Origin of the sequence: Actinomadura sp. NTSP31, from assembly GCF_041951385.1 — a bacterium.
GTDB lineage: Bacteria > Actinomycetota > Actinomycetes > Streptosporangiales > Streptosporangiaceae > Spirillospora > Spirillospora napierensis.
Map to the genome: position 1 here is coordinate 139042 of NZ_JBGNUT010000019.1, position 21952 is coordinate 160993.

The following is a 21952-nucleotide window of genomic DNA, read 5'->3' on the forward strand; positions in this document are numbered from 1 at the left end:
CCGGCTCGCGGCGAGTCGTCGTCGTGGCGGCGTCCATGACGACGACTCGCCGCGGCTCAACGGAGCAGGTGCTGGTCGGCGACGAGCTTCGGCGTCCAGATCACCCGGCCGAGGAGAGCGTCGGCGTCCGGAGAGGTGACGAGCCAGACGACGGCGGCGCCGGGCGCCTCCTCCGGCGTCGCCTCGAACCCCTCGTCCTGGAGCGTGGTGAGGCCGCCGCGCGCCGCGCCCGCGTCGGTGATCACGAAGCCGGGGTCGAGGTTGAACGCGCGGATCCCGCGGCCGCGGTACTCGGCGTTGACCGCGCCCGCGAGCCGGCCGAACGCCGCCTTGGACGCCGCGTACGCCACGCCCCAGCCGCCCTCGCCGGGCGGCCCCGGCGGGTCGCTGGTCGCCGAGCCCGAGCACAGGTTCACGATCGTCCCGCCGCCGCGCTCCAGCATCGCCGGCAGCACCGCCTGGATCAGCGCGATCTGGTTCAGGTAGTTGCCGGTCACGACCTGCGCGGCGACGTCGGCGTCCAGGTCGAGGAACCGCTCGTGGGTGCCCGCGATGTGCGCCACCGCGTTGTTGACCAGCACGTCCACGCGGCCCCACGCGTCCAGGACGGTCGCGGCGGCCGACGTCACGCTCGCCCGGTCGAGCAGGTCCATCCGGACGGGCAGCGCCCGCGCGCCGAGCGCCTCGATCTCCGCCCGCGTCCGCGCCAGGCTGCCCGGCACCGGGATCGCGTCCGCGTGCCCGTAGCGCGGCGGGATCGTGCCCTGCCCCTCCTCGACGGTCCGCGCCGTGAACGCGACGTCGTACCCGGCGCCGGCGAGCGCCAGCGCCGTCCGCCGCCCGATCCCGCGGCTCGCCCCGGTCACCATCGCCACCGGCCTCGTCGCCGTCATCGAATCTCCCGTCCTCTGCTCCGCCTCGCGCATGACATCCGGCGGTAGGGCGCCGGCGCGGAAAGACTCTCACTGAGCGGGAAGGTCTCCGCGCCCCGGCACCGGATTTGGCAGGTTGACGGAGACGGCCGCCGCGTCGGCCGCGCCGCCGTACGGGCCGCACCACCGAAGGGACCGAGGACAGTGACGCACATCCGAGGGCTGGGCTATCTGAAGGTCCAGACCCAGCACATCGAACGCTGGCGCGAGTTCGCCTTCGAGGGGCTCGGGTTCGCCGAGGGCGAGGGCCCCGACCCCGACGGCCTGTACCTGCGCATGGACGAGCGCCGGTCGCGGCTGCGGCTGGTGCCCGGCGACACCGACAAGGTGCTGGCCGTCGGCTGGGAGGTCCGCGACCAGTACGCGCTGGCCGCCGTCCGCGAGGCCGTCGAGAAGTCCGGCACCGCCGTGACGGCGCTGACCGCGAAGGAGGCCGCCGAGCGCGACGCCGAGGAGGTCATCGCGTTCACCGACCCCGGCGGCACGCCGGTCGAGGTGTTCTTCGGCCCGGTCCTGGACCACAGCCCGCTGCTGACCCGCTTCGCGCAGAAGTTCGTCACCGGCGCGATGGGCATGGGCCACGTGGTGCTGCCCACCCCGAACTTCGCCGAGACCGCCGCGTTCTACAACGAGGTGCTCGGCTTCCTGCCGCGCGGCGCGATGAAGGTCGGCGGCCCGGTGCGGATCCGCTTCATGGGCGTCAACCAGCGGCACCACAGCGCGGCGATCTGCCCGGCCCCGCACGACGGCGCGCCCGGCCTGGTGCACCTGATGGTGGAGGTCGACACCCTTGACGCCGTCGGCATCGCGCTGGACGCGGTGAAGGAGCACGGCTTCTCGATCTCCTCCACGCTCGGCCGGCACACCAACGACAAGATGGTGTCGTTCTACGTGCGCGCCCCCGGCGGCTGGGACATCGAGTACGGCTGCGAGGGCATGCTCGTCGACGAGGCGTACTACACCGCCGAGGAGATCACCAAGGACAGCTACTGGGGCCACGACTGGTCGGGCTCCGAGCCGCTGGCCGCCTTCACCCCGCCCGGGAAGTGATCGGGTGAGCCCTCGTTCCTCGGTCGAGCCGGTCCCGCTCGCGGAGATCGGCGCGTTCGACCACGAGTGCGACGTGCTCGTCGTCGGGTTCGGCTGCGCGGGCGCGGCGGCGGCGTACGAGGCGGCGCGGGCCGGCGCGGACGTGCTGGTGCTGGAGCGGGCGAGCGGGCCCGGCGGGTCGTCGGCGCAGTCCGGCGGCGAGCTGTACCTCGGCGGCGGCACCGAGGTGCAGAAGGCGTGCGGCTTCGACGACGACCCCGACAACATGTACGCCTACCTGGTGAAGGCGATCGGCCCGAACGCCGACACCGAGAAGATCCGGCTGTACTGCGACGGGAGCGTCGAGCACTTCACGTGGTTCCAGGAGTGCGGCGTCACGTTCAACCACAGCTTCTACGACTCGCCGACGTGGATGCCCATGTCCGAGGACGGGCTGATGTGGATCGGTGAGAACTCCTGGCCGTACAACACCGTCGCCCGTCCCGTCCCGCGCGGGCACCGTCCGGCTGCGAGCGGGTTCGGCGGCACCGTGCTGATGGAGAAGCTGGCTGCGGCGGCGACCGGGGCCGGTGCCGTCACGCATGTCGACACCGTGGCGTCGAACCTCGTCCTGGACGGGGACGGTCGCGTCGCCGGGCTCGTCGCCCGCAAGTACGGCGAGCGGGTCGCCTACCGGGCGCGCCGCGCTGTGGTGCTCACCACCGGCGGGTTCGTCGACAACGAGGAGATGCTGGCCGACCACGCGCCGGTGCTGCTCGGGCACGGCAAGGTCAGCGACGGCCTGGACGACGGCTCCGGCATCCGGATGGCGGCGGCGATCGGCGCCGCGACCCGGCGGATGGGCATGGTCGAGATCGCGCTGACGGCGCTGCCCGCGATGGTGTGCCGCGGCATGCTCGTCGACGGGCTGGGCCGCCGGTTCCTCAACGAGGACGTCTACCCGGGCCACTGGAGCGTCCACGCGGTCCGCGACCAGCCGGGCCCCTACTGGACGATCATCGACGAGGAGGGGTACGAGTCCGTCCCCGAGGCGGACCGGTGGGGCGTGCTGCCGAAGCACGCCGCCGAGACCCTCGCCGAGCTGGAGGAGGCCCTCGGCATGCCGCCCGGGTCCCTGGAGGCGACGGTCGAGACGTACAACCGGCACGCCGAGAGGGGCGAGGACCCCTACTTCCACAAGGACCCCAAGTGGCTGCGGCCGCTGAAGGCCCCGTTCGCGGCGATCGACCCGGGCGCGGGCTTCTTCGGCGGCACCGGCGGGCCGGCGAGCGGCGCGTCCGGGTTCACGCTCGGCGGGCTGCACACCACCGTCGACGGCGAGGTCCTGAACAACTCGGGCGAGCCGGTGCCGGGCCTGTACGCGGCGGGCCGCGCCGCGTCCGGCATGCACGGCGAGGGATATGTCAGCGGGACGTCCCTGGGTGACGGCACGTTCTTCGGCCGCCGCGCCGGACGCGCCGCCGCCGCTCTCGAGAAGGAGAATGCATGAAGTACGCCGTCCTGCTGCCCGTCGCGGCCGGGGTGACCGCCGATCCCGAGTGGATCGGCGCGTACGTCCGGCATGCCGAGGACTGCGGTTTCGAGTCCGTCGGCGCGGTCGAGCACGCGGTGGTGGCGAGCGGCTACTCCTCGGTCTACCCCTACGACAGCTCGGGGAAGATGGAGCTGGCGGACGACCTGGACATCCCCGATCCGCTCGACCTGCTGGCGTTCCTCGCCGGCCGGACGACCCGGATCGGCCTCGCCACCGGCGTCCTCGTCCTGCCGAACCACCATCCGGTGGTGCTTGCCAAGCGGCTCGCGACGATCGACGCGCTGTCGGGCGGGCGGCTGCGGCTGGTCGTCGGCATGGGCTGGATGCGCGAGGAGATCGAGGCGTGCGGCGCCGACTTCGGCTCGCGCGGGCGACGCGGTGACGAGCAGCTCCAGGTGCTGCGGAAGCTGTGGGCGGAGACGGGGCCGGAGGGCGCGTCGCACGACGGCGAGTTCTTCCAGTTCAAGGGCGCGATGAGCTACCCGAAGCCGGTGCAGGAGGGCGGCGTGCCGATCCACGTCGGCGGCCACACCAAGGCCGCCGCGCGGCGCGCCGGCCGCTACGGCGACGGCCTCCAGCCCCTCGGCGTCGCGGGTGACGAGCTTCGCGGGCTGGTCGCGCTGATGCGCGAGGAGGCCGAGAAGAACGGCCGCGACCCGGACGCGCTGGAACTCACGCTCGGCCATTCGCTGTCGGCGGTCACGCCGGAGAAGGCGGAGAAGCTCGCAGCCCTCGGCGCGGGCCGTCTCGTCCTGCGCGGGAACGCGACGAAGTCGCTCGACGAGGCGAAGGACGAGCTGTCGGCGTGCGCGCAGCGTCTCGGCCTCTCATGACGCTGGGAACGGACGACCGGATCGCCCTTGGCGACCTGGTCGCCCGCTACGCCCTGTACGCCGACCGCCGCGACATCGACGCGATGGCGGGCCTCTTCACCGGCGACGCGGTGCTCGTCCTGCCGTCCGCCCCCGAGGAGCTCGACCCGGTGCGCGCCTTCACCGGACGCGCGGAGATCACCGCGACGCTGTCGGTGCTGAACGCCATCCCGGTCACGTTCCACGCCCTCGTCGGGCAGGTGTTCGACGCGGGCCCCGGACCCGGCACGGCCACCGGGGAGATCGCCTGCGTCGCCCACCACCTGACCGAACGCGACGACGGCCGGACGTCCGACCTCGTATGGAACTGCCGCTACACCGACGCCTACCGGCTCGACGGCGGGACGTGGCGGATCGCCCGCCGCGAGCAGCGGATCGACTCCATCGAGACCCGTCCGGTCCGAAGGCGCCGTAATGGCTGACAGGGACGGCTGACAGGGAGGGACAGATGGCAGAGGTGCTGGGGGACGACCGGCCGGCCGATGAGGTCACGTTCGGGGAGCTGGTCGCGGCCCGCGCGGACGACGACCGGACGGGCCTGCGGTTCGAGGACCGCTCGTGGACGTGGCGCGAGGTCGTCGCCGAGGCGCGGCTGCGCGCCGGGCTCGTCCGGGACGCGCGGCGGCCGGGCCCGTGGCATCTCGGGCTGTTCCTGGAGAACGGGCCCGAGCACCTGTTCTGGCTGCTCGGCGCGGCCCTCGCGGGCGTCCCGGTGGTGGAGCTGAACCCGACCCGGCGCGGCGCGGAGCTGGCCCGCGACATCACGCACACCGACTGCGCGCTGCTGGTCACCGAGACGTCCCGGTCGCCGCTGGTCGACGGGCTCGTCCCGGAGGTCGCGCGGCTGACCGTGGACGCCGCCGCGTACGCCGAGGCGCTCGGCGCGGCCCGTCCCGCCGCCGCCGAGCCGGTCTCCCCGGAGACGATCTTCTCGCTGGTGTTCACGTCCGGGACGACGGCGGCGCCGAAGGCGGTCATCTGCACGCAGGGCCGGCTCGGGCGGATCGCCGTCCAGCAGCGCGACCGGCGCCGCCTCACCCGCGACGACGTCTTCTACGTCGTGATGCCGATGTTCCACTCCAACGCGCTGATGGCCGGGATCGCGCCGGCGGTCGCGGCGGGCGGGTGCGTGGTGCTGCGGCGCAGGTTCTCGGCGTCGGGGTTCCTGCCGGACGTCCGCCGCCACGGCGTCACGTTCTTCAACTACGTCGGCAAGCCGCTGAACTACGTCCTGGCCGTCCCCGAGGAGCCGGACGACGCCGACAACCCGCTGCGGATCGCGTTCGGCAACGAGGCGGCCCAGCGCGACATCGAGGAGTTCGCGCGCCGCTTCGGCTGCACCGTGATCGACTCCTACGGGTCGAGCGAGGGGGAGATCCGGCTCACCCGCGTCCCGGGGACGCCGCCGGGTTCGCTCGGCGTCGCCGAGGAGGGGACCGTGGTGATGGACCCGGACACGCTGCGGGAATGCCCGCCCGCCAAGTTCGGCGCGCACGGCGAGCTGCTGAACGCCGAGGAGGCGATCGGCGAGATCGTCGACATGAAGGGCGCCGCGAAGTTCGAGGGCTACTACAACAACCCGGAGGCGACGGCGAAGCGCGTCCGCAACGGCTGGACGTGGTCGGGCGACCTCGCCTACCGCGACGCCGACGGCTACTGGTACTTCGCCGGGCGCGACAGCGACTGGCTGCGGGTGGACGGCGAGAACTTCGCCGCCGCGCCCGTCGAGCGGCTGCTCGCGCGCTTCGAGGCGTTCGCGGACGTCGCCGTCTACGCGGTGCCGGACGAGCATGTCGGCGACCAGGTCATGGCGGCGGTCTCGATGGCCCCGGGGCGGGCGTTCGAGCCCGGCGCCTTCGCCGCGTTCCTGGCGGCCCAGCCCGACCTGGGCACCAAGTGGGCGCCGCGCTACGTCCGGATCGTCGCGGAGCTGCCGCGCACCCCGACCAACAAGGTGATCAAGCGTCCGCTGCGGGACGCGGCGTGGAACACCGCCGACCCCGTCTACGAGCGCCGCGACGGCTCCTATGTCCTGCGGTCTCCGGGCGCCGCGGGCTGAGCGCCGTTCAGGCGGTGGGCAGCCCCTCCCGCTCGGCGATCAGCCCGAGCGCCTCGTGCAGCGCCGCGCGCTGGGCGGGCGCGAGCGGGGCGGCGATCTCCTCGTCCACCTCGCGCGCCGCCGCCGCGCACTTGCGCAGCAGCTCGCGGCCGTGGCCGGTCAGCGTGAGGACCTGCCGGCGCCGGTCGGCCGGGTCGCGCCGCCGCTCGATCGCGCCGAGCGCCACCAGGTGGTCGGCGAGCGCGACGACGAGGCTCGGCGCGACGCCCATCCGCGCGGCGAGGTCCTGCTGCGAGGCGGCGACGCCCGCCTCCAGCGCCGTCATCAGCCCGGCGTGCTTGAGCTTCAGGTCGTAGGCGGCGATCTTTCCGGCCAGCCGGTCGCCGAAGATCGCGCCGAGCGTCCCGAGCCGGAACGCGACCGTCGCGGGCAGGGCCTTGGCGTCGCTCATGCCGCCGATGGTACTCGTGCTAAATCATTCTTCGCCTGAACCGTCGGGGTGCTCGGCGCAGAGGCACCCGACGCCCGGCTCGATCCACTCCCGTCCGGCCCAGTCCGGGTGCCGCTCGATCATCAGCGCCCGGACCTCCTCGACGATCGTCTCCTCGCCCACGGCGGAGTCCCGGCGCGCCCAGGTCTCGTCGCGGAGCAGTTCGAGGTAGGCGCGGACGTCCGCGAGCAGGCGCGCGTCGCCGGTGTCCCCGTGGCCCGGGACCACCAGGCGGGGGCGCTCCGCCGCCAGCCGCCGCATCACCTCGATCCACCGGATGCCGGAGACGTCGGCGTCGTGCGGCGGGAACCAAGGGAAGATCGCGAACTGCCCGGTCTCCACGAGGTCGCCGGTGAACATCACCCCGGCGTCCGGGACCGTCACGACCTGGTCGCCCCGGCTGTGCGCGCGGCCGGTGGCCCGCAGCCGCACCACCCGCCCGCCCAGGTCGAGGTCGTGCGAGCCGTCGTAGACGGTGTCGGGGGCGCCCAGCTCGACGCCTTCGAGCTCCCGCGCGACCGGAGCGCCGAGCCCCCGGAACATGGCCAGGTAACCGGCGCCCTTCGCGGCCCGCTCCTCGGCCTGCGCGCCGTTGACCAGGTACGTCGCCTCCTCGGCGAACACCTGTGCGCCGAACGAGTGCTCGGGATGGAAATGCGTCGTGGTCAGGTACAGCCTGCGGCCCTTGGCGTACCCGGCCGCGAACTCCAGCACGGACTCGGCGTTGCGGGGGCCCATCCCGGTCTCGACCACCAGCACCGAATGGGAACCGCCGATCACGCCGATGTTCGGCACCAGCTGCACTCCCCGGTTGGGGATCACCACGAGATCGTCGGCGACGTCCTGCGCTCCGGTGACATCGACGATCGGGTCGGGTGCCGTGTACTCGGCCATTGCATGGACTCCTGTATCGCAGGTCAGTGAAGGTCCCAGTGCATCGCCGGGACGTCCGGGGCGTCCAACACCGGTTCCGTTCGCCCGATACCGTCCGCGTATCGTCGCCGGTGATGGACCTACGCTCGCTGCGCTACTTCGTGGCCGTCGCCGAGGAACGCCACTTCGGGCGCGCCGCCGCCCGGCTGCACATGACCCAGCCGCCGCTGAGCCGGGCGGTCAGGCGGCTGGAGACCGACCTCGGAGCCGTCCTGCTGCACCGCTCGCCCACCGGGGTCGCGCTGACCGCCGCCGGGACGGTCCTCTACGACGAGGCGCGCCTGCTGCTGGAGCAGACCGAGCAACTGCGCGCCCGCGTCGCCGCCGCGACCGGCCCCGCCGCACTGACGATCGGCATCCTCGCCGACAGCGCGCAGCAGGCGGGCACCCGCCTGGCCGCGGCGTTCCGCCGCCGCCACCCCGGCGTCGAGGTGCGCGTCCGGGAGGCCGACCTCACCGACCCGACCACCGGCCTGCGGAACGGGCTGGTCGACGTCGCCCTCACCCGGACGCCCTTCGACGACACCGGGATCACCGTCCACGAGCTGCGCGCCGATCCCGTCGGGGTCGTGCTGCGCACCGACGACCCGCTCGCCGGACGCGCCGCCGTGCGGCTGGACGATCTCGCCGGCCGCCGCTGGTTCCGGTTCCCGGACGGGACCGACCCGGTCTGGTCGGCCTACTGGACCGGTCCCGCCGCCGGGCCCGCCGCGGACCGGCCCGTGGTGCGCACCGTCAACGAGTGCCTGCAGGCCGTGCTGTGGAGCGGGACGATCGGCCTGGGGCCGCTCGCCGACGCGCTGCCCGAGGGCCTCACCTCGGTGCCGGTGACCGACATGCCGCCGAGCCGGCTGGTCGTCGCCTGGTCCGGCGCGGACCCCGGCCCCCTCGTCCGCTCGTTCGCCCGGATCGCCGCCGCGCTCCTCCGCCCCGAGGCCGCGCCGGGCCGGTAGGGTGCGCCACCCGCTGGCAGGCCGTCAGTCCAGCGTGAGGACGACCTTTCCGCGGCCGTGGCCGGTCGCGACCAGGCGGTGCGCGTCCGCCGCGCGGTCGAGCGGGAACGTCGCGCGGACGTGCAGCCGCAGCCGCCCCTCCGCGTGGAACCGGGCGGCCTGCGCGACCCGCGCCGACGACCGCTTGTCCGGCGTCGTCCGGATCCCCAGCTCGGCGGCCCGGGCGTGCTCGACCAGCGTGATGATCCGGCTCCGGTCCCGGACGAGCTTCAGCGACACCTCCAGCGCGTCGCCGCCGGCCCCGTCGAGCGCTGCGTCCACCCCGCCGGGCGCCGCCTCGCGGATGCGTTCCTCCAGGCCGTCCCCGTAGGCGACCGGGATCGCGCCGAGCGAGCGCAGGTAGGCGTGGTTGGCCTCGCTCGCCGTGCCGACGACCGTCGCCCCGGCGATCCGCGCGAGCTGGACGGCGACCGCCCCGACCCCGCCCGCCGCCGCGTGGACGAGCAGCGTGTCGCCGTGCCCGACGCCCATCTCCTCCAGTGCGATGTGCGGGGTCATCACCGCCGCCGGGAAGCCGCCCGCCACGTCCCACGGCATGCTCGCGGGCTTGGCCGTCACCGCCTCGGCGGGGACGGCGACGTACTCCGCGTAGGCGTTGAGCCGGCAGTTGCCCATCACCTCGTCACCGGGCTGGACGCCCGTGACGCCCGCTCCGACCTGGTCGACCGTGCCCGCGAACTCGTTGCCCGGCACGCGCGGGAGCCCCTCGGGCGTCCCCGGCGGCGTCCACCCCTCGCGGACGGCGACGTCGAACGGCTGCACCCCGGCCGCCTTGACGCGGACCCGGACCTGCCCGGGCCCCGCCTCCGGCGCCGGGACCTCCAGCACCCGGAGCACGTCCGGCCCGCCCGGCTCGCTGAATCCCGCAACCCGCATGTGCCCTCCCTTGAACCGTTCAAGGAGGACGCTAGAACCTCGACCAAGGCTGAGGTCAACGCCGGAAAGCCGGGCCCTCGACCGATTTTTGTACCTCACGTGCGGATTTCTCCCACTTCACTAGGATGCTTTCCGTGCGCGACGATCAAGACGAGCGGGGCCCCGGCGCCGAGGCCGTCGAACTGGCGACCGCGCCGCTGCGGCCGCTGCCCGACGACCCGGCGGGCGGCGACGATCCGGCACCCGAGACGCCCGGCGAGCCCGCCGTCGCGGAACCCGAACCCGACCCCGCGTACTGCGAGCACTGCGCCCGCCCGCTCCCGCCCGGCGCGCACCGGTTCTGCAGCGACGCCCACCGCGCCGCGCACGAGCAGGAGGCCGACCGCCGCGACGCCGCCGGGACCGCCGCCCTGCAGACCTTCGGCGACGGCGTCGACCGGCTCGGCGACCTGGTCGTCCAGCTGGTCAAGGCCGCCGCCGCGCTCGGCGAGCGGCTGGACGGCGAGGTCCGCGGCGCGATCGACGGCGGCGAGGAGGCGCTGGCCGAGGCGCGCGCCGCCCGCCGCGCCGCCGCCGAGGCCGACGCCCGCACCCGCGAGGCCGAGGCCCGCGCCGAGGCCGCCCGCGCGGAGGCCGCCGCCGCCCTCGAGGATCTGCACGACGGCATGGCCGCCGCGAAGGCCAGCATCGCCGCCGCCCAGGAGAGCGAGGCCAACGCCTGGAAGGAGGCCGGCGCCGCGCAGCAGGCCCGCGCCACCGCCGCCAACGAGGCCGCGCACGCCGACGGGCTCCGCAAGCACGCCGAGACGGTCTGGCGGACCGAGCACCAGGCCCGCACCGAGGCCGAGAACGAGCGCGACGCCCTCGCCGGCCGCCTCACCGGCGAGCAGACCGCGCTCGCCACCGCGCACGCCGAGCTGAAGGAGGTCCGCGCCGAACTCGACGAGGCGCGCTCCCGGCTCGACGCCGCCGCCGAGACCGAGCGGCGGCTGCGCGAGGAGCTGACCGCCGCGCAGGCCGAGGCCGCCCGGCTCGCCGCCGAGGGCGAGTCCGCCGCCGCCCGCGCCGACGAGCAGGCCGCGCGCGCCGAGCGCGCCGAGCGGCTCGCCGACGAGACCGCCGCCCGCGCCGAGGGCGCCGACGCCCGCATCGAACGCGCCGAGCAGCGCGCCGATACCGCCGAGCAGCGCGCCGAGACCGCCGCCGAGCGCGCCGACCGGGACGCCGCCACCGTCCGCTCGCTGCAGGACACCCTGCGCGCCGCGCTCGACCTGCCCGCCGTCGAGGAGCTCGACGAGGGCCAGGGCGTCCGGGTCGGCGAGTCCGGCGTGATCATCGCCCGGCCCGGCGGCCTGATCGGCGTCGAGCAGGTCCCGGACGTCCTGGACGGCGAGCTCGCCGCCCGGTTCGCCCGCGCCGTGCTGGCCGTCCGCGTCCACCAGGCGACCCAGCGCGCCGTCCAGGACGTGGCCGGGGAGTGACCTCAGGCGGCCGGCAGCGACCGGCCGTAGAACTCGCGCGGGTCGCGTGCCAGGCTCGCCTTGATCATGGCGCTCCACGCGTCGACGAGCACCTCGATCCGGCCCGCCTCGACGCCGTCGAGGGCGGCGCGGGCGACGTCGGCCGGATCGATCTTGTCGCCGTCGTAGTCCGCGGTGATGGCGGTGTCGGCGGCGCCCAGGTGCACGCCGGTGACCAGGGTGCCCTGGTCCGCGAGTTCGAGGCGGACGCCGTTGGTCATGTTCCATTCGGCGGCCTTCGCCGCCGCGTAGGCGTTCGACCCGACGTAGGCGAACCAGGACAGCGCCGACAGGACGTTCACGATGGCGCCGCCGCCGTTGCCCCCGAGCACGGGCGCGAAGGCGCGGACCATGCCCAGCGTGCCGAAGAAGTGGGTGTCCATCTCGCGCCTGATCTCAGCCATGTCGCCGCTGACCAGATGCGCGCCCGTCATGATCCCGGCGTTGTTGACCAGCAGCGTCACGTCCGGAGCGGCCGCGGCCGCGGCCGCGACGGACGCCGGGTCGGTGATGTCCAGCCGCAGTGGTTCCACGCCCGGGACGTCGACGCTCTCCGGGTCGCGCGCCGCAGCGTAGACCTTGGCGGCGCCCCGCTCCACCAGCTGCGCGGCGAAATGCCGGCCGATGCCCCGGTTGGCACCGGTGACGAGCGCGACCGAATCGGTGATCTTCATGGGTCCGTCCTTCGTTCAGTGGAGTTCCGCGGACGCCCGGGTGGGCGCCCGCGTCGGCTACGCTAAAACCTCACGTTGACGTCAGGTGCAAGTCCGGGAGGGGCGATGCGGATCGGCGAGGTGGCCGCGCAGGCGGGGGTGAGCGTCCGGGCGCTGCGCTACTACGAGGAGCAGGACCTCCTGCACCCCGCCCGCAACTCCGGCGGGCAGCGGCTGTACCCGCCCGCCGCGGTCGAACGCGTCCGGCTGATCCAGCAGTTCTACGCCGCCGGCCTGCCGAGCCGGGTCATCCGCGAGATGCTGCCGTGCATGGACTCCGGCGATGTGACGACGGCCCTGCTGAACAGGCTGGCGTCGGAACGCGACCGCATCGACCGGCAGGCCCGCGAGCTGCTGGACGTCCGCGACCGCCTCGACGCCCTCATCGCGACCGCCGAAGGGCCGGGCCCCGGCTGCACCCGCGTGGACGCCTGAGGTCCTCGTAGGGGGCATCGCGGGAAAGCGACATCACCCATGTCGGTGTCGGAAACCCGCCAGCCCTCCGCCCGCGCCGCCTATTGGCTGTGACGCGTCCTCGCTCCTCCGACCACAGGGCGGAACCGATGCGCACGGCCACCTCTCCGGCCACCGGCCGGCTCGCCTCCCCCTCTTCCGGCTGGCCCGCGGTGCTCGCGGTGACCGCCGGCATCTTCGCGATCGTCACCACCGAGATCCTGCCGATCGGGCTGCTGACCTCCATCGGGGCCGGCTTCACCGTCTCCGACGGCACCGCGGGGCTGACGATGGCGCTGCCCGGCTACGTCGCGGCCGCCGCCGCGCCTACCGTCACCGTCGCGACCGCGGGCGTCGACCGGCGGCGCATGCTGTGCGCCTTCATGTTCCTGCTGGCGGTCGCGAACCTTCTCGCCGCCGCGGCACCGGCGTACTGGGCGGTGCTGGTCTCCCGGGTCCTCGTCGGGATCGTCATCGGCGGGTTCTGGTCGGTCGGCGCGGGGCTCGCCGGCCGGCTCGTCCCCGCCCGGTCCGCGCGCCGGGCCACCGCGGTGGTGTTCGCGGCCGTTCCGCTGGGATCGGTCGTCGGCGTGCCGCTCGGAACGCTGATCGGAGACCTCGCCGGGTGGCGCGCCGGGTTCCTCATGCCGGGCGCGCTGTCGGCGGCGGTGCTGGTCGCGCTCGCCGTGCTGCTGCCTCCGCTGCCCGCCGGGCGGCCCGCACGCCTCGGCGTCCTGCGCGGCATGCTCCGCGGCACCGGCACCCGGTCCGCGCTGCTGCTGACCTTCCTCATCGTCCTCGCGCACTTCGGCGCCTACACCTATGTGACGCCATTCCTCGAACGCGTCACCGACGTGCCGCCAGGGCGGATCACGCTCTTCCTGCTCGTCTACGGCGCCGCCGGGATCGCGGGCACCTTCCTTGCGGGGGCGGCTGCGGCCCGCCGCCCGTACGCCGCGTTCGGAGTCGCCGGCGGCCTGATCGCCTTCGCCGTCCTGGCGCTGCCGTTCCTTGGACGCGCGGAGCCGGGCGCCCTCGGGCTGCTCGTCGTCTGGGGGATCGGCTACGGAGCCGTCCCGGTCTGCTCGCAGGCGTGCTTCGCGGAATCGGCGCCGGAGAGCCCCGAGGCCGCCTCGGTCCTGTTCACGGCGTCGTTCCAGGCGACCCTGTCGAGCGGCGCGCTGGTCGGGGGCGTCGTCCTCGACCATGCGTGCCCGCCGGTCCTCATGCTGCTCGCCGGCACGACCGCGTCCGCCATGGTCGCCGCCACCGCCCTTCTCGCCCACATGCGGAAAAATGGGGAAGATTTCTCCGCTTAGGGTTGCCGGGTGCCGGATGGCATGCCACGCTTAAGCGGAGATAGTTTCCCCGCTTAGATGGCGTCGAAGGAGTCGTGATGGCCTCCGCTGAACTCCCGCCGAAGCTGGCACGGATGAGCCGCGGCCCGTTGCGGCTGCTCGGATGGGGCGTCCCGATGGGACCCCTGCGCCTGCTGCGCACGCGCGGCCGGCGCACCGGCCTACCCCGCACCGCGCCCGTCGCGCTGCTGAAGTACGACGGGCGGCAGTGGCTCGTCTCGCCGTTCGGCGACACCCACTGGGTCGGCAACGTGCGCGCGGACGGACGGGCGGCCCTCGGCCGCGGGCGGCGGCTCCGGCCGGTGCGCCTCACCGAGATCGACGACGACCGCGCACCCCGCGTCCTGCGCGCCTACCGGCACAAGTTCCGCATCGTCCCGTTCGTCCGCGACGCCTTCACCACCGGCGAACACCACCCGGTCTTCCTCGTAGAACCGGAGAAGTGACCACCCGGCCTCGACATTCACGGCCGGACCAGGTCGCACGCGTCACCCGCGACGAGGTCGCGCTCCGGGATCACTCGCCGTCGTAGACCAGCAGCCCATCGGCCCGCAGCCGCGCTCCCGGCGTCGGCGGATGCTCGGTGAGACGGCCGTCGTGCGCGAGGTGCAGGACGGACCGGCCGCGGGCCAGCACCGCGAAATCGGCGATCAGCCGCCGGTGGCAGCGCCACCACACCGACTCGCTGCACATCACGGCCGTCCGCCCCCGGTCGGCCTCGGGCAGCAGCTCGTCCATGGCGGCCAGGAACTCGGGGGCGCGGGTGTACCCGGCGTAGCCGCGGAAGGAGTCGTTGCGCCAGAAGGTGTCCGGCGAGTCCGGCGCGGCCCGGCGGAAACCGCCGAGCCGCTTCTCCCACCGGTAGCCGATGCCCTCTTCGGGCAGCCACTCGCGCAGCGCGTCGCGGTGCACGTCCGGGTTGCGCCTGCTGCCGGGCGCGGTCCGCACGTCCACCACGTCCCGCACCCCGGCACCCCGGAGCAGGGACGCGAGTTCCTGCCGCTCCGCCGTCCCATGCCCGAAGGTCAGCAGCGGCTCCCTGTCGTCCACACACCCAGCATTCCCTGCCAGGCGCAACGGCCTTCAGGAATCATCCCTCCCGCACGCCGACGGCGGCGCGGTGGTGGCGGGGAGCGTCCACCTCGTCGAGCAGCGCGATCGCGAAGTCCGCATAGGAGATCCGGCTGGCCATGTCCCCATGGTCGGCGATCTTGTACCGGCCGGTGCGTGCGCCGGCATGGTCGAAGTCGCCCGCGGGAGAGATGTAGGCCCAGTCCAGGTCACTGGCCCGAAGCTCCTCCAGGCCCGCGGCGTGGCCGAGGGAGAACGGGCGGAACTCGTCCGGAAAGCCGGGCTCGTCCATGAGTCGTGTGCCGGACGGCCCGGGCATGACCGTCGCGATGCCGACCAGCACCAGGCGGCGCACGCCCGCCTTCGCCAGCCCGGTGGCCAGGGCGCGGGCCGAGGTGGTGAAGAAGTCGTGCGGCGGCACGGACAGATCCGCGGCGGCGACGATGGCGGCGTCGTGCCCGGCGGCGGCCTGCTCGATAGCGGCCTCGTCCGTGACATCGCCCGCCACCACCCGCGCGCCGACCAGGTCGTCGTGGCGTGCCGGGTCGCGCACCACCGCGGTCACCTCGTGGCCGCGCCGGTGCGCCTCCGCGACGGCCTGCCGCCCCGCGCGCCCACCCGCGCCGAAGACCACAACGTTCATGACGAACCGCCTTTCACCAGGGCCGGAGCCCACGCTCCCGGCCGGTTCGCCGACGCTAACGGGGGCAGCGGTTACTTCCGGGATACCGGCTATCGTGAGCCCATGAGGGAACCGCTGCCCGCCGACATGTTCGACGAGCTGTGCCCGTCATCGCTGAATCCGTTCCGATTCGGCGACAAATGGGCGGGGCTCATCGTCCGCTGCCTCGAACAGGGGCCGCGCCGCTTCTCCGAACTGCGCGTGCCGCTGAGCCGCGTCACCCCCAAGGTGCTCACCCAGTCGCTGCGCTCTCTCGAACGGGACGGACTGGTCAAGCGCACCGTCTACGCCGAGGCCACCCCCCACGTGGAGTACGAGCTGACCCCGCTGGGCCGCAGCATGCTCGAACCGATGGCGGCCGCCTGCGCCTGGGCCGAGCAGCACTGGGACGAACTGCTCGACGCCCGCGAGTCCTACGAATCCCCAGCCCACCTCAACCACACCGCCTGACGTCACACCAACGGCCCGATCAGTCGCCGCGAGCCGCCAGCGGCGCAGCGGCGGACAAACGCGCGGTGAGGATATTCCTGAACCGATGGTTCTGGAAGATCGTCAGACGCGGCATGGCGACGAGCGCGGCTTTGACGCCCGAGCCCTCCTCGCCGAGCTCTTTCCACGTGCGGCCAGGACAGGGATGAGGGACGTAGAGGGTCACCGTGCCATGGGTAGGCCGGGCAGGGCCGATCTTGGCCGGGACAACGAGCTTGAGGTTGAAGTCCAGCGGCACGGACGGATTCTGCCCGCCGACGACGGTGCCGTGGTCAAGGATCAGCAGGCGGAACGGCCGGGTGTCGGATGGGGCGGTGATATTGGCGGCCATGGCAGAGGTGATGGTGTAGTCGACCACCGGTGCCCCATCGCGATCCGCCCGCACGGCCGCGAGCCGCAGCGTCAGCGGGCCTTCCGAGGACGGGGAAAGCGCCGGTCGTTCCCCGCATTTGTAGACGTGCGAGATCGGATTCGGAAGCGGTGCGACCGTCCCGCCGGGACTGGGCGCAGCGCTGGAGTGCCCCTGACCGCCGCACCCGCCCAGGCACAAGGTCGCTCCGAGTGCGGCCAGAGAGACCAGACGAGACGCGCGCTCGGCCGACGGAGCTGGCAAGTGGAGCAGCATGGGTCTCCTACTGCGACGTCCCGCCTGGCTCGGCGGGGACGGTCTAAACGGTCGACCGGTCCCGCGCCAGGGCCGCGCGCGTCGTCCACGGCATCCACGTGCTCGATCCCCCCGGCGCCGTCGGCGTCCAATGCCTTCTCTCTGTAAGAGCAGGTCAGGGGCGCTAGGGCTGCTCTTTCGCCTGTTCGGCACGGCCGCCTCGTCAATCGGACGTCTGATCGCGCTTCAGGTGGTCGAGGAGGGCGGCGAAGGCTTGGGGGCGAGTTGGAGGTGCCCAGCTGCGGGATCCTTGCTGTCGCGGACGCAGACGGCGTGGGAAAGCCGAGCCAGCTCGACGCACTGCCCCCCGGTCTCGTCGCTGCGGCTGGACTTGCGCCAGGTCGTCATATTGACCTCGTCAGTTGGACGTCTGGTGGTGCTTGAGGTGATCGAGGAGGATGGCGAAGGACGAGAGAGGAAGTTGGAGATGTCCGGCCTCGGGATCCTTGCTGTCACGGACGGCGACGCTGAGGGGAAAACGAGCTAGCTCGACGCAGGCCCCACCGGTCTCGTCGCTGCGGCTGCTCTTTCGCCAGGTCGTCATTGGGCTCCCATCAGACGAAGGGCTGGTCGTTCCTCAGTTGACCGAGCAGGGCGGCGAAGGCTCGCGGAGAGAGTTCGAGGCATCCGGCGCCCGGGGCCTTGCTGTCGCGGACGGCGATGGCTTCGGGGAGACGTGCGACTTCCACACACTCACTCGTACCTGAGCCGCTGTGGCTGCTCTTCCGCCAAGTCGTCATGTACGCATCCCTGCTATCCATTCGCGAGACTGATCTTCGCTCCATGCCCGAGCGGCGATCCGTTCGAAGCGTACAACCACCTCCGCTGCTTCTCCTTGATCTTCTATCACTCGCCCGACTTCGAGGGTCGTTCCTGCGAAGGCGGCGCAGAGGCCGCGCGGCAGTTCGAAATGCCTGAACGAACCGTCGACGCCGACGTGAGGGGCCGCCTTCTCGGGTATAACGCGTAGTGATATGTGGCGTTCCCGTCCGAGGGCGAGTAGCAGATCGCGTTGCTCTTCCATGACGGCGCTGCCCCCCATTGGGCGCAGCGAGATTTCGTCCAGCACCCCCCATATTTGTGGGGCGTCGGCGAGCATTGCGGCTTGGTGGCCAAGTCGCCTTTCGACTGCCGCGTCCACGTCCTTGACCAGGCTGGCGGCATGTCCTGCGCTGAGAAGCGCCCGTGCGTACCCCTCGGACTGAAATGGCATCGGGATGAGGTTGGTGCTGAAGATGCGATGGGTTGTGGCGGTTCGCTCGTATTTGCGGAGCTTCTCGGACCAGTTGGGGTCCACGCCGAGCTTGGCGTAGCGGAGGAGGATGGTGAGCAGGCCGCCGGTGTCCCACAGCTGGTCGAGGACCGCGGCTTCACGTTCGTCGAGCTGGCGGGTGCCGCCCTCGTACTTGGAAACTTGGCTCTTCGTACAGCCGATGATCTTTCCGACCTCCTCCTGCGTCATCTTGTGCTTCTGGCGGAGGAAGCGCAGGTAGTAGGCGATGAGGGCGTAGAGCGAGACGTTGGGGTCGGGGGACTTCCTGACCATGATCGATCGCCTTCCGGGGGGAACGGTAGTTGCCAACTCGTCCGGCAATGGTGACAACGTAGCCAACCGCTCTCATTCTTGTCCTGGAAAACGAGGGAGGGAAGGGGGAGGTCATGGGGATTAAAGCCGCTAATTCGGGCGAATTGGATGTGGTGTGTCTGGCGGCGGCCACGGTGCCGGGGATGGTGCGGGCGCTGATCGAGTTCCGGCTCGCGGAATGGAGGCTGGCCGGATTGGCGGGGGACGTTCATCTCATCGCCGGGGAACTGGTCGCAAATGCGATACAAAGCACGCCCGATCGGGAGATCCGGGTCAGGTTCGTACGGGCGGAACGGGTCGTGCGGCTGATGGTGTGGGACGCCTCGGACGCCATGCCGGTCGCCAGGCCGGTGCTGGAACTGACCCTGGACGACATCGTCCCCGACGCGTGTGCGCTGGACGCGGGGCACGACGACGGGACGGGCGGGTGGGGCCTCCCGATCGTCCAGGCGCTGGCGAGCCGGTGCGGGGTGGAGCGGACGCGGCCCGGCAAGTGGGTCTGGGCGGAGGTCGCCTTCTGATGCGCGAGCGGATCCTGCTGAGGCGGCGGGGACGGCAATTCGCCATCCGATATCTGGATCACTTGTCCGTCGCCGTGCGTATGGACGGGTGGCGTTGCGTGAAGTTTTACCGCGACGACCGCTTCCCTTTCCCAGAGCCGTTGTTGTGGGTTTATGCGAGTGGCGTTGCCGAGGACGTGGGCGTCGTTGTCGGCGTGCGCGCTCTGCCCGGTAATGGGTGGGGATACTGCGAGGTGCGGCGGGGGCGGAGTCGCGTCTTGTTCCCGTGCGGTGACGTCAATGCGGCGTCTGAGCGGGTTGGCCGCCTGCTCAGGCGCCGCATGTTTCCGGCGACGTGGTGAAGCGGGCGTCAGTTGTTCGGGTCGGGTTCCGGGTCGCCCTTCTGCGGGGTGACGAGGAGGCCGAGCGAGTTGGAGCTGCGCATCCAGGCGCCGGTGATCCGGCGGTCGCCGGCGGGGCGCCAGTTCGCCGGGGCGTTCCAGCTGCCGCCCGAGCCGTCCGGCTTGAACTGGCCGAGGGAGAACGCCCAGGTCAGGCTGCGGCGGTCGAGGTCGGCGAGGGCCTGGTCGACGGTGCGGCCGGTGAGGTGCAGGCTTTTCGGGCGGTCGCCGGGCTCGGGGGTGGCGTCCTGGTAGAGCTCGCCGGGGCGGGCCTTGCGGCCGAGGACGACGTCGGCGCCCTCCAGGTGGAACATCGGGCCGCCGAGCCTGACCCTCAGCGGGCAGGCGCCCCGGTCGGGCGGGCATGCCAGGTCGGTGTCGGACGTGCCGGTCACGCCGCCCGGCGGCAGGTCTCCGTCGGAGGCGTGCAGCGGGCCGATGCGGATGAGCCGGCGCTCCTCGCCCGGGGACACCGGCACGATGCTCAGCCGGACGTCCAGCCCGAACTTCGCGAACGCCTCGCGGAACTCGCGCTGGTCGGCGTAGGCGTCCTTGACCTCGACCTCGTAGGCGTCCTTGCCCGTGACGTCGATCTGCACGGCGGCGTTGGCGTAGCTGCGGAGCGGGCCGGAATCGTGGCCGGACAGGACAATGAGCGTGGTGGTTGCGGCGGCGACGGCTGTGGCCGCCAACGCGGCGAGACGGAAGCGGCGGCGCCGGGCCGGCGGCGTGTCCGTGGTGATGGCGTTCAGGAGGGTGCGGGCCGCTTCGTCCGACGCGGGGATGTCGTCGTCGCGGACGGGGTTCAGGGACGCCACGACGTCGTCCATCGGGTAGGTCATGCCAGCTCGCTCCTCAGGACGGGCCTGCCCGGCCCCGGTTGGTCGATTCCGGCGGCCTGCAGAGCGCGCGCGAAGCGTTTGCGGGCTCGGTGGAGGCGGATGCTCGCGGCGTTGCGGGAGCAGCCGAGCACCGCGGCGATCTCGGGGACGGTCAGGCCCTCCCACGCGACGAGGGTGAGCAGTTCGCGGTCGCGGTCGGGGAGGGTGCGGAACACCTCGGCCACGGGGGAGTCGTCGTGGGCGGGCGCGGAGAGTTCGGCGCGCAGCGCCGCCGTCTTGTGCGCGTGGCGCTGGACGCCGCGCCGGTGGTTGGCGAGGACGCGGCGCGCCACCCCGTACAGCCACAGCCGGGCGCCGTCGCCGGCGGGGATGTCGGCGGCGCGCCGCCAGGCGATCGTGAAGGTCTCGGCGACGACGTCCGCCGCGTCATCGGGGGTGTCGCAGCGCCGCAGCGCGTAGCCGAGCAGCCCTCTGTAGGTCGTGGCGTAGACGGCCGCGAACTCCTCTTTATCCATCGGCGGGGATCCTCCGCATGTGGCCTCCTCGGCGGTCGTCCTTCACATGTCGCGGGATCCCCGGATCTTTCACCCGGCGAAGGATGCGATGCGGGACCACACCTGTGCCGGCTGCTCCTCTTGGGCGAAGTGCCCGGCGTCCTGGACGGTCGCCGTCGTGACGTCGCGGACGCCCGCGTCGCGGAAGCCCTGTGCGTAAGCGTCGATGTCGCTGCCCTCGCCGTCGCCGCGAAGGTAGAGGAGCGGGGTCGAGGTGGGGTCGGTGAAGGCCGCGTTGTCCTTCTCGTCCTGGGCGAACGCGCGGTAGAGGTCGAAGCCGGCGGTGAGCGAGGTGCCGGTGTACGCGGCGGCGTGCGCGGCCCGGGATTCCGGCGTGATCCGTGACGGATCGACGGACAGCACCGCGTAGAAGTAGTCGAAGTACTCGCGCTCGCGGCCCCGGACGAGCGTCTCCGGCAGCGACGGGACGGCGTGCAGGCCGAAGTGCCAGACGTAGGGGTCCCGCAGGACGTCGTCCCACGGGGCCACACCGGGGACGACCGTGTTCATGATGACGACCCGTGCGGTGTCGTACCGCCGCAGGTGGGCGTAGGCGACCATGCCTCCGGCGTCGTGGCCGACGAGCGTGAGGTCGGCGAGTTCGAGACGTTCCACGAGGCCGTGGACGAGCGACGCGAGTTCGAGTTTCGAGCCGCCGGTGGAGGGCCCGGTGGACGCGCCGATTCCGGGCAGGTCGATCGCGATCAGGCGGGCGCCGGACGGCGCGGCCTCCATGACGCCCGTCCACGTCCGCCATGACTCGGGCCAGCCGTGCAGGAACAGGAACGGACGGCCCGCCGGGTCGCCGGACTCGGCGATGTGCAGGGAATGGGCACCGGCCGGGACGCGGGCATGGCGGATTGACATGAACCATGTCTATCAAAGCACATGATGTATGTCTAACAACTAGGCTGGCGCCGTGCACGCCTACGAGCGGGGAACCGGGTTCCTGCTGGCCCGGATGGGGTCGCTGGCGGCGCGGTCGTGGACGGCGTTCCTCGCCGCCCACGACCTGACGCAGGGCCAGTACGCGGTTCTCGTCACGCTCGACGAGCACGGCCCGCAGGGGCAGCGGCGGCTCGCCGGGCTCGTCGCCGTGGACGCCCGCAACCTCGTCGCGGTGCTCGATTCGCTGGCCGGGCGGGGGCTCGTGGAGAGACGTCCGGACGAAGCGGACAAGCGCCGCCGCACCGTGGCGCTCACGGAGCAGGGGAGAACCCTCGTCAAGGCGATCGCCGAGGCGGCCGCCGGGGAGCAGGACGCCTTCCTGCGCCCCCTCGACGGAACGGAGCGTGCCCAGCTCAACCGGCTGCTGAGGCGGCTCTACGAGTCGCACGTCGAAGGCACGTGACCGCCCGGGA

General features: G+C 72.8%; 28 protein-coding genes. 13 read left to right on the forward strand and 15 right to left on the reverse strand.

All coding sequences use genetic code 11. The features are described from left to right. Positions 1-56: 56 nt before the first annotated feature. The gene (locus ACA514_RS29550; RefSeq protein WP_375044525.1) at positions 57-893 is read right to left on the reverse strand and encodes an SDR family NAD(P)-dependent oxidoreductase; all 837 of its coding nucleotides are present in this window, start codon (positions 891-893) and stop codon (positions 57-59) included. Positions 894-1076: 183 nt separating this feature from the next. Between ACA514_RS29550 and ACA514_RS29555 the strand changes: the two genes are divergently transcribed. The 5 genes from ACA514_RS29555 to ACA514_RS29575 are packed head-to-tail and all read left to right on the forward strand — an operon-like array spanning position 1077 to position 6447. Next, complete coding sequence (locus tag ACA514_RS29555) at positions 1077-1982, forward strand: VOC family protein (protein ID WP_375044526.1); 906 nt, start codon at positions 1077-1079, stop codon at positions 1980-1982. A 4-nt stretch (positions 1983-1986) separates the two neighbouring features. Further along, on the forward strand, positions 1987-3471 hold the full coding sequence (locus tag ACA514_RS29560) for an FAD-dependent oxidoreductase (protein WP_375044527.1): 1485 nt from the start codon (positions 1987-1989) through the stop codon (positions 3469-3471). Beyond that, positions 3468-4349, forward strand: a complete 882-nt coding sequence (locus ACA514_RS29565; protein WP_375044528.1) for an LLM class F420-dependent oxidoreductase — start codon at positions 3468-3470, stop codon at positions 4347-4349. Before ACA514_RS29560 ends, ACA514_RS29565 begins: the two co-directional genes overlap by 4 nt. Then, a complete protein-coding gene (locus ACA514_RS29570; protein ID WP_375044529.1) occupies positions 4346-4810 on the forward strand; it encodes a nuclear transport factor 2 family protein in 465 nt (154 codons plus the stop codon). The genes ACA514_RS29565 and ACA514_RS29570 overlap by 4 nt, the downstream gene beginning before the upstream one ends. A 26-nt stretch (positions 4811-4836) precedes the next feature. Next, the gene (locus ACA514_RS29575) at positions 4837-6447 is read left to right on the forward strand and encodes an AMP-binding protein (protein ID WP_375044530.1); all 1611 of its coding nucleotides are present in this window, start codon (positions 4837-4839) and stop codon (positions 6445-6447) included. Positions 6448-6454: 7 nt separating this feature from the next. Here the strand turns inward: ACA514_RS29575 and ACA514_RS29580 are convergent, their stop codons facing one another. Together ACA514_RS29580 and ACA514_RS29585 are read right to left on the reverse strand one after the other, a co-directional pair. Beyond that, a complete protein-coding gene (locus ACA514_RS29580) occupies positions 6455-6898 on the reverse strand; it encodes a MarR family winged helix-turn-helix transcriptional regulator (protein WP_375044531.1) in 444 nt (147 codons plus the stop codon). A 24-nt stretch (positions 6899-6922) separates the two neighbouring features. Next, positions 6923-7831, reverse strand: a complete 909-nt coding sequence (locus ACA514_RS29585; protein ID WP_375044532.1) for an MBL fold metallo-hydrolase — start codon at positions 7829-7831, stop codon at positions 6923-6925. A 113-nt stretch (positions 7832-7944) separates the two neighbouring features. Here ACA514_RS29585 and ACA514_RS29590 point away from each other — a divergent pair, with 113 nt between their 5' ends. Next, positions 7945-8823, forward strand: a complete 879-nt coding sequence (locus ACA514_RS29590; protein WP_375044533.1) for a LysR family transcriptional regulator — start codon at positions 7945-7947, stop codon at positions 8821-8823. A gap of 24 nt (positions 8824-8847) precedes the next feature. On the opposite strand, the gene ACA514_RS29595 is transcribed toward ACA514_RS29590, so the two are convergent. Next, the gene (locus ACA514_RS29595) at positions 8848-9759 is read right to left on the reverse strand and encodes an NADP-dependent oxidoreductase (RefSeq protein ID WP_375044534.1); all 912 of its coding nucleotides are present in this window, start codon (positions 9757-9759) and stop codon (positions 8848-8850) included. A gap of 134 nt (positions 9760-9893) precedes the next feature. Here ACA514_RS29595 and ACA514_RS29600 point away from each other — a divergent pair, with 134 nt between their 5' ends. After that, entirely contained in the window at positions 9894-11240 is a 1347-nt protein-coding gene (locus ACA514_RS29600) for a hypothetical protein (protein ID WP_375044535.1), read from the forward strand. A 2-nt stretch (positions 11241-11242) separates the two neighbouring features. On the opposite strand, the gene ACA514_RS29605 is transcribed toward ACA514_RS29600, so the two are convergent. After that, positions 11243-11953 (reverse strand): SDR family oxidoreductase, encoded by a 711-nt coding sequence (locus ACA514_RS29605; RefSeq protein WP_375044536.1) that lies wholly within the window; start codon positions 11951-11953, stop codon positions 11243-11245. Positions 11954-12058: 105 nt separating this feature from the next. Between ACA514_RS29605 and ACA514_RS29610 the strand changes: the two genes are divergently transcribed. From ACA514_RS29610 to ACA514_RS29620, 3 genes are all read left to right on the forward strand, one after another. Continuing rightward, entirely contained in the window at positions 12059-12427 is a 369-nt protein-coding gene (locus ACA514_RS29610) for a MerR family transcriptional regulator (RefSeq protein WP_375044537.1), read from the forward strand. A 128-nt stretch (positions 12428-12555) separates the two neighbouring features. After that, a complete protein-coding gene (locus tag ACA514_RS29615; RefSeq protein WP_375044538.1) occupies positions 12556-13764 on the forward strand; it encodes an MFS transporter in 1209 nt (402 codons plus the stop codon). A 77-nt stretch (positions 13765-13841) separates the two neighbouring features. Next, entirely contained in the window at positions 13842-14249 is a 408-nt protein-coding gene (locus tag ACA514_RS29620; RefSeq protein ID WP_375044539.1) for a nitroreductase family deazaflavin-dependent oxidoreductase, read from the forward strand. A gap of 70 nt (positions 14250-14319) precedes the next feature. On the opposite strand, the gene ACA514_RS29625 is transcribed toward ACA514_RS29620, so the two are convergent. Next, complete coding sequence (locus ACA514_RS29625; RefSeq protein ID WP_375044540.1) at positions 14320-14853, reverse strand: DUF488 family protein; 534 nt, start codon at positions 14851-14853, stop codon at positions 14320-14322. Between the two features lie 40 nt (positions 14854-14893). After that, on the reverse strand, positions 14894-15517 hold the full coding sequence (locus ACA514_RS29630) for an NAD(P)-dependent oxidoreductase (RefSeq protein WP_375044541.1): 624 nt from the start codon (positions 15515-15517) through the stop codon (positions 14894-14896). Between the two features lie 102 nt (positions 15518-15619). On the opposite strand from ACA514_RS29630, the gene ACA514_RS29635 reads away from it, so the two are divergent. Further along, positions 15620-16006 carry a winged helix-turn-helix transcriptional regulator gene (locus ACA514_RS29635; protein WP_375044542.1) on the forward strand — a complete coding sequence of 129 codons (387 nt, stop codon included), beginning with the start codon at positions 15620-15622 and terminating at the stop codon, positions 16004-16006. A gap of 19 nt (positions 16007-16025) precedes the next feature. On the opposite strand, the gene ACA514_RS29640 is transcribed toward ACA514_RS29635, so the two are convergent. The 5 genes from ACA514_RS29640 to ACA514_RS29660 all read right to left on the reverse strand — a co-directional run bounded on the left by ACA514_RS29640 (position 16026) and on the right by ACA514_RS29660 (position 18255). Then, positions 16026-16403, reverse strand: coding sequence for a hypothetical protein (locus ACA514_RS29640; RefSeq protein ID WP_375044543.1), 378 nt, complete (start codon positions 16401-16403; stop codon positions 16026-16028). 492 nt (positions 16404-16895) lie between these two features. After that, positions 16896-17057, reverse strand: coding sequence for a DUF397 domain-containing protein (locus ACA514_RS29645; protein ID WP_375044544.1), 162 nt, complete (start codon positions 17055-17057; stop codon positions 16896-16898). A gap of 10 nt (positions 17058-17067) precedes the next feature. Next, entirely contained in the window at positions 17068-17253 is a 186-nt protein-coding gene (locus tag ACA514_RS29650; protein ID WP_375044545.1) for a DUF397 domain-containing protein, read from the reverse strand. Positions 17254-17263: 10 nt separating this feature from the next. After that, complete coding sequence (locus tag ACA514_RS29655) at positions 17264-17494, reverse strand: DUF397 domain-containing protein (protein ID WP_375044546.1); 231 nt, start codon at positions 17492-17494, stop codon at positions 17264-17266. Further along, the gene (locus ACA514_RS29660; RefSeq protein ID WP_375044547.1) at positions 17446-18255 is read right to left on the reverse strand and encodes a helix-turn-helix domain-containing protein; all 810 of its coding nucleotides are present in this window, start codon (positions 18253-18255) and stop codon (positions 17446-17448) included. Before ACA514_RS29660 ends, ACA514_RS29655 begins: the two co-directional genes overlap by 49 nt. 182 nt (positions 18256-18437) lie before the next feature. On the opposite strand from ACA514_RS29660, the gene ACA514_RS29665 reads away from it, so the two are divergent. After that, a complete protein-coding gene (locus ACA514_RS29665) occupies positions 18438-18815 on the forward strand; it encodes an ATP-binding protein (RefSeq protein ID WP_375044548.1) in 378 nt (125 codons plus the stop codon). Between the two features lie 349 nt (positions 18816-19164). Here the strand turns inward: ACA514_RS29665 and ACA514_RS29670 are convergent, their stop codons facing one another. The 3 genes from ACA514_RS29670 to ACA514_RS29680 form a co-directional block, all read right to left on the reverse strand. Further along, positions 19165-20037 carry a hypothetical protein gene (locus ACA514_RS29670; protein ID WP_375044549.1) on the reverse strand — a complete coding sequence of 291 codons (873 nt, stop codon included), beginning with the start codon at positions 20035-20037 and terminating at the stop codon, positions 19165-19167. Beyond that, positions 20034-20552: an RNA polymerase sigma factor gene (locus ACA514_RS29675; protein ID WP_375044550.1), complete on the reverse strand. Its 519-nt coding sequence runs from the start codon at positions 20550-20552 to the stop codon at positions 20034-20036. The genes ACA514_RS29670 and ACA514_RS29675 overlap by 4 nt, the downstream gene beginning before the upstream one ends. A 69-nt stretch (positions 20553-20621) precedes the next feature. Continuing rightward, positions 20622-21458 (reverse strand): alpha/beta fold hydrolase, encoded by an 837-nt coding sequence (locus ACA514_RS29680; protein WP_375044551.1) that lies wholly within the window; start codon positions 21456-21458, stop codon positions 20622-20624. 52 nt (positions 21459-21510) lie between these two features. Here ACA514_RS29680 and ACA514_RS29685 point away from each other — a divergent pair, with 52 nt between their 5' ends. Further along, positions 21511-21942, forward strand: coding sequence for a MarR family winged helix-turn-helix transcriptional regulator (locus tag ACA514_RS29685; RefSeq protein WP_375044552.1), 432 nt, complete (start codon positions 21511-21513; stop codon positions 21940-21942). The last annotated feature ends 10 nt before the right edge of the window (positions 21943-21952 follow it).

Excerpts from the sequence above, each read along its gene's own strand:
- ACA514_RS29665 (WP_375044548.1), top strand. The coding sequence starts at position 18,438 with ATGGTGCGGGCGCTGATCGAGTTCCGGCTCGCGGAATGGAGGCTGGCC.
- ACA514_RS29565 (WP_375044528.1), top strand. The coding sequence starts at position 3,468 with ATGAAGTACGCCGTCCTGCTGCCCGTCGCGGCCGGGGTGACCGCCGAT.
- ACA514_RS29605 (WP_375044536.1), bottom strand. The coding sequence starts at position 11,953 with ATGAAGATCACCGATTCGGTCGCGCTCGTCACCGGTGCCAACCGGGGC.
- ACA514_RS29630 (WP_375044541.1), bottom strand. The coding sequence starts at position 15,517 with ATGAACGTTGTGGTCTTCGGCGCGGGTGGGCGCGCGGGGCGGCAGGCC.
- ACA514_RS29550 (WP_375044525.1), bottom strand. The coding sequence starts at position 893 with ATGACGGCGACGAGGCCGGTGGCGATGGTGACCGGGGCGAGCCGCGGG.
- ACA514_RS29645 (WP_375044544.1), bottom strand. The coding sequence starts at position 17,057 with ATGACGACCTGGCGCAAGTCCAGCCGCAGCGACGAGACCGGGGGGCAG.
- ACA514_RS29570 (WP_375044529.1), top strand. The coding sequence starts at position 4,346 with ATGACGCTGGGAACGGACGACCGGATCGCCCTTGGCGACCTGGTCGCC.
- ACA514_RS29635 (WP_375044542.1), top strand. The coding sequence starts at position 15,620 with ATGAGGGAACCGCTGCCCGCCGACATGTTCGACGAGCTGTGCCCGTCA.
- ACA514_RS29680 (WP_375044551.1), bottom strand. The coding sequence starts at position 21,458 with ATGTCAATCCGCCATGCCCGCGTCCCGGCCGGTGCCCATTCCCTGCAC.
- ACA514_RS29655 (WP_375044546.1), bottom strand. The coding sequence starts at position 17,494 with ATGGAGCGAAGATCAGTCTCGCGAATGGATAGCAGGGATGCGTACATG.
- ACA514_RS29670 (WP_375044549.1), bottom strand. The coding sequence starts at position 20,037 with ATGACCTACCCGATGGACGACGTCGTGGCGTCCCTGAACCCCGTCCGC.
- ACA514_RS29620 (WP_375044539.1), top strand. The coding sequence starts at position 13,842 with ATGGCCTCCGCTGAACTCCCGCCGAAGCTGGCACGGATGAGCCGCGGC.
- ACA514_RS29615 (WP_375044538.1), top strand. The coding sequence starts at position 12,556 with ATGCGCACGGCCACCTCTCCGGCCACCGGCCGGCTCGCCTCCCCCTCT.
- ACA514_RS29595 (WP_375044534.1), bottom strand. The coding sequence starts at position 9,759 with ATGCGGGTTGCGGGATTCAGCGAGCCGGGCGGGCCGGACGTGCTCCGG.
- ACA514_RS29675 (WP_375044550.1), bottom strand. The coding sequence starts at position 20,552 with ATGGATAAAGAGGAGTTCGCGGCCGTCTACGCCACGACCTACAGAGGG.
- ACA514_RS29580 (WP_375044531.1), bottom strand. The coding sequence starts at position 6,898 with ATGAGCGACGCCAAGGCCCTGCCCGCGACGGTCGCGTTCCGGCTCGGG.
- ACA514_RS29610 (WP_375044537.1), top strand. The coding sequence starts at position 12,059 with ATGCGGATCGGCGAGGTGGCCGCGCAGGCGGGGGTGAGCGTCCGGGCG.
- ACA514_RS29575 (WP_375044530.1), top strand. The coding sequence starts at position 4,837 with ATGGCAGAGGTGCTGGGGGACGACCGGCCGGCCGATGAGGTCACGTTC.
- ACA514_RS29660 (WP_375044547.1), bottom strand. The coding sequence starts at position 18,255 with ATGGTCAGGAAGTCCCCCGACCCCAACGTCTCGCTCTACGCCCTCATC.
- ACA514_RS29650 (WP_375044545.1), bottom strand. The coding sequence starts at position 17,253 with ATGACGACCTGGCGAAAGAGCAGCCGCAGCGACGAGACCGGTGGGGCC.
- ACA514_RS29590 (WP_375044533.1), top strand. The coding sequence starts at position 7,945 with ATGGACCTACGCTCGCTGCGCTACTTCGTGGCCGTCGCCGAGGAACGC.
- ACA514_RS29585 (WP_375044532.1), bottom strand. The coding sequence starts at position 7,831 with ATGGCCGAGTACACGGCACCCGACCCGATCGTCGATGTCACCGGAGCG.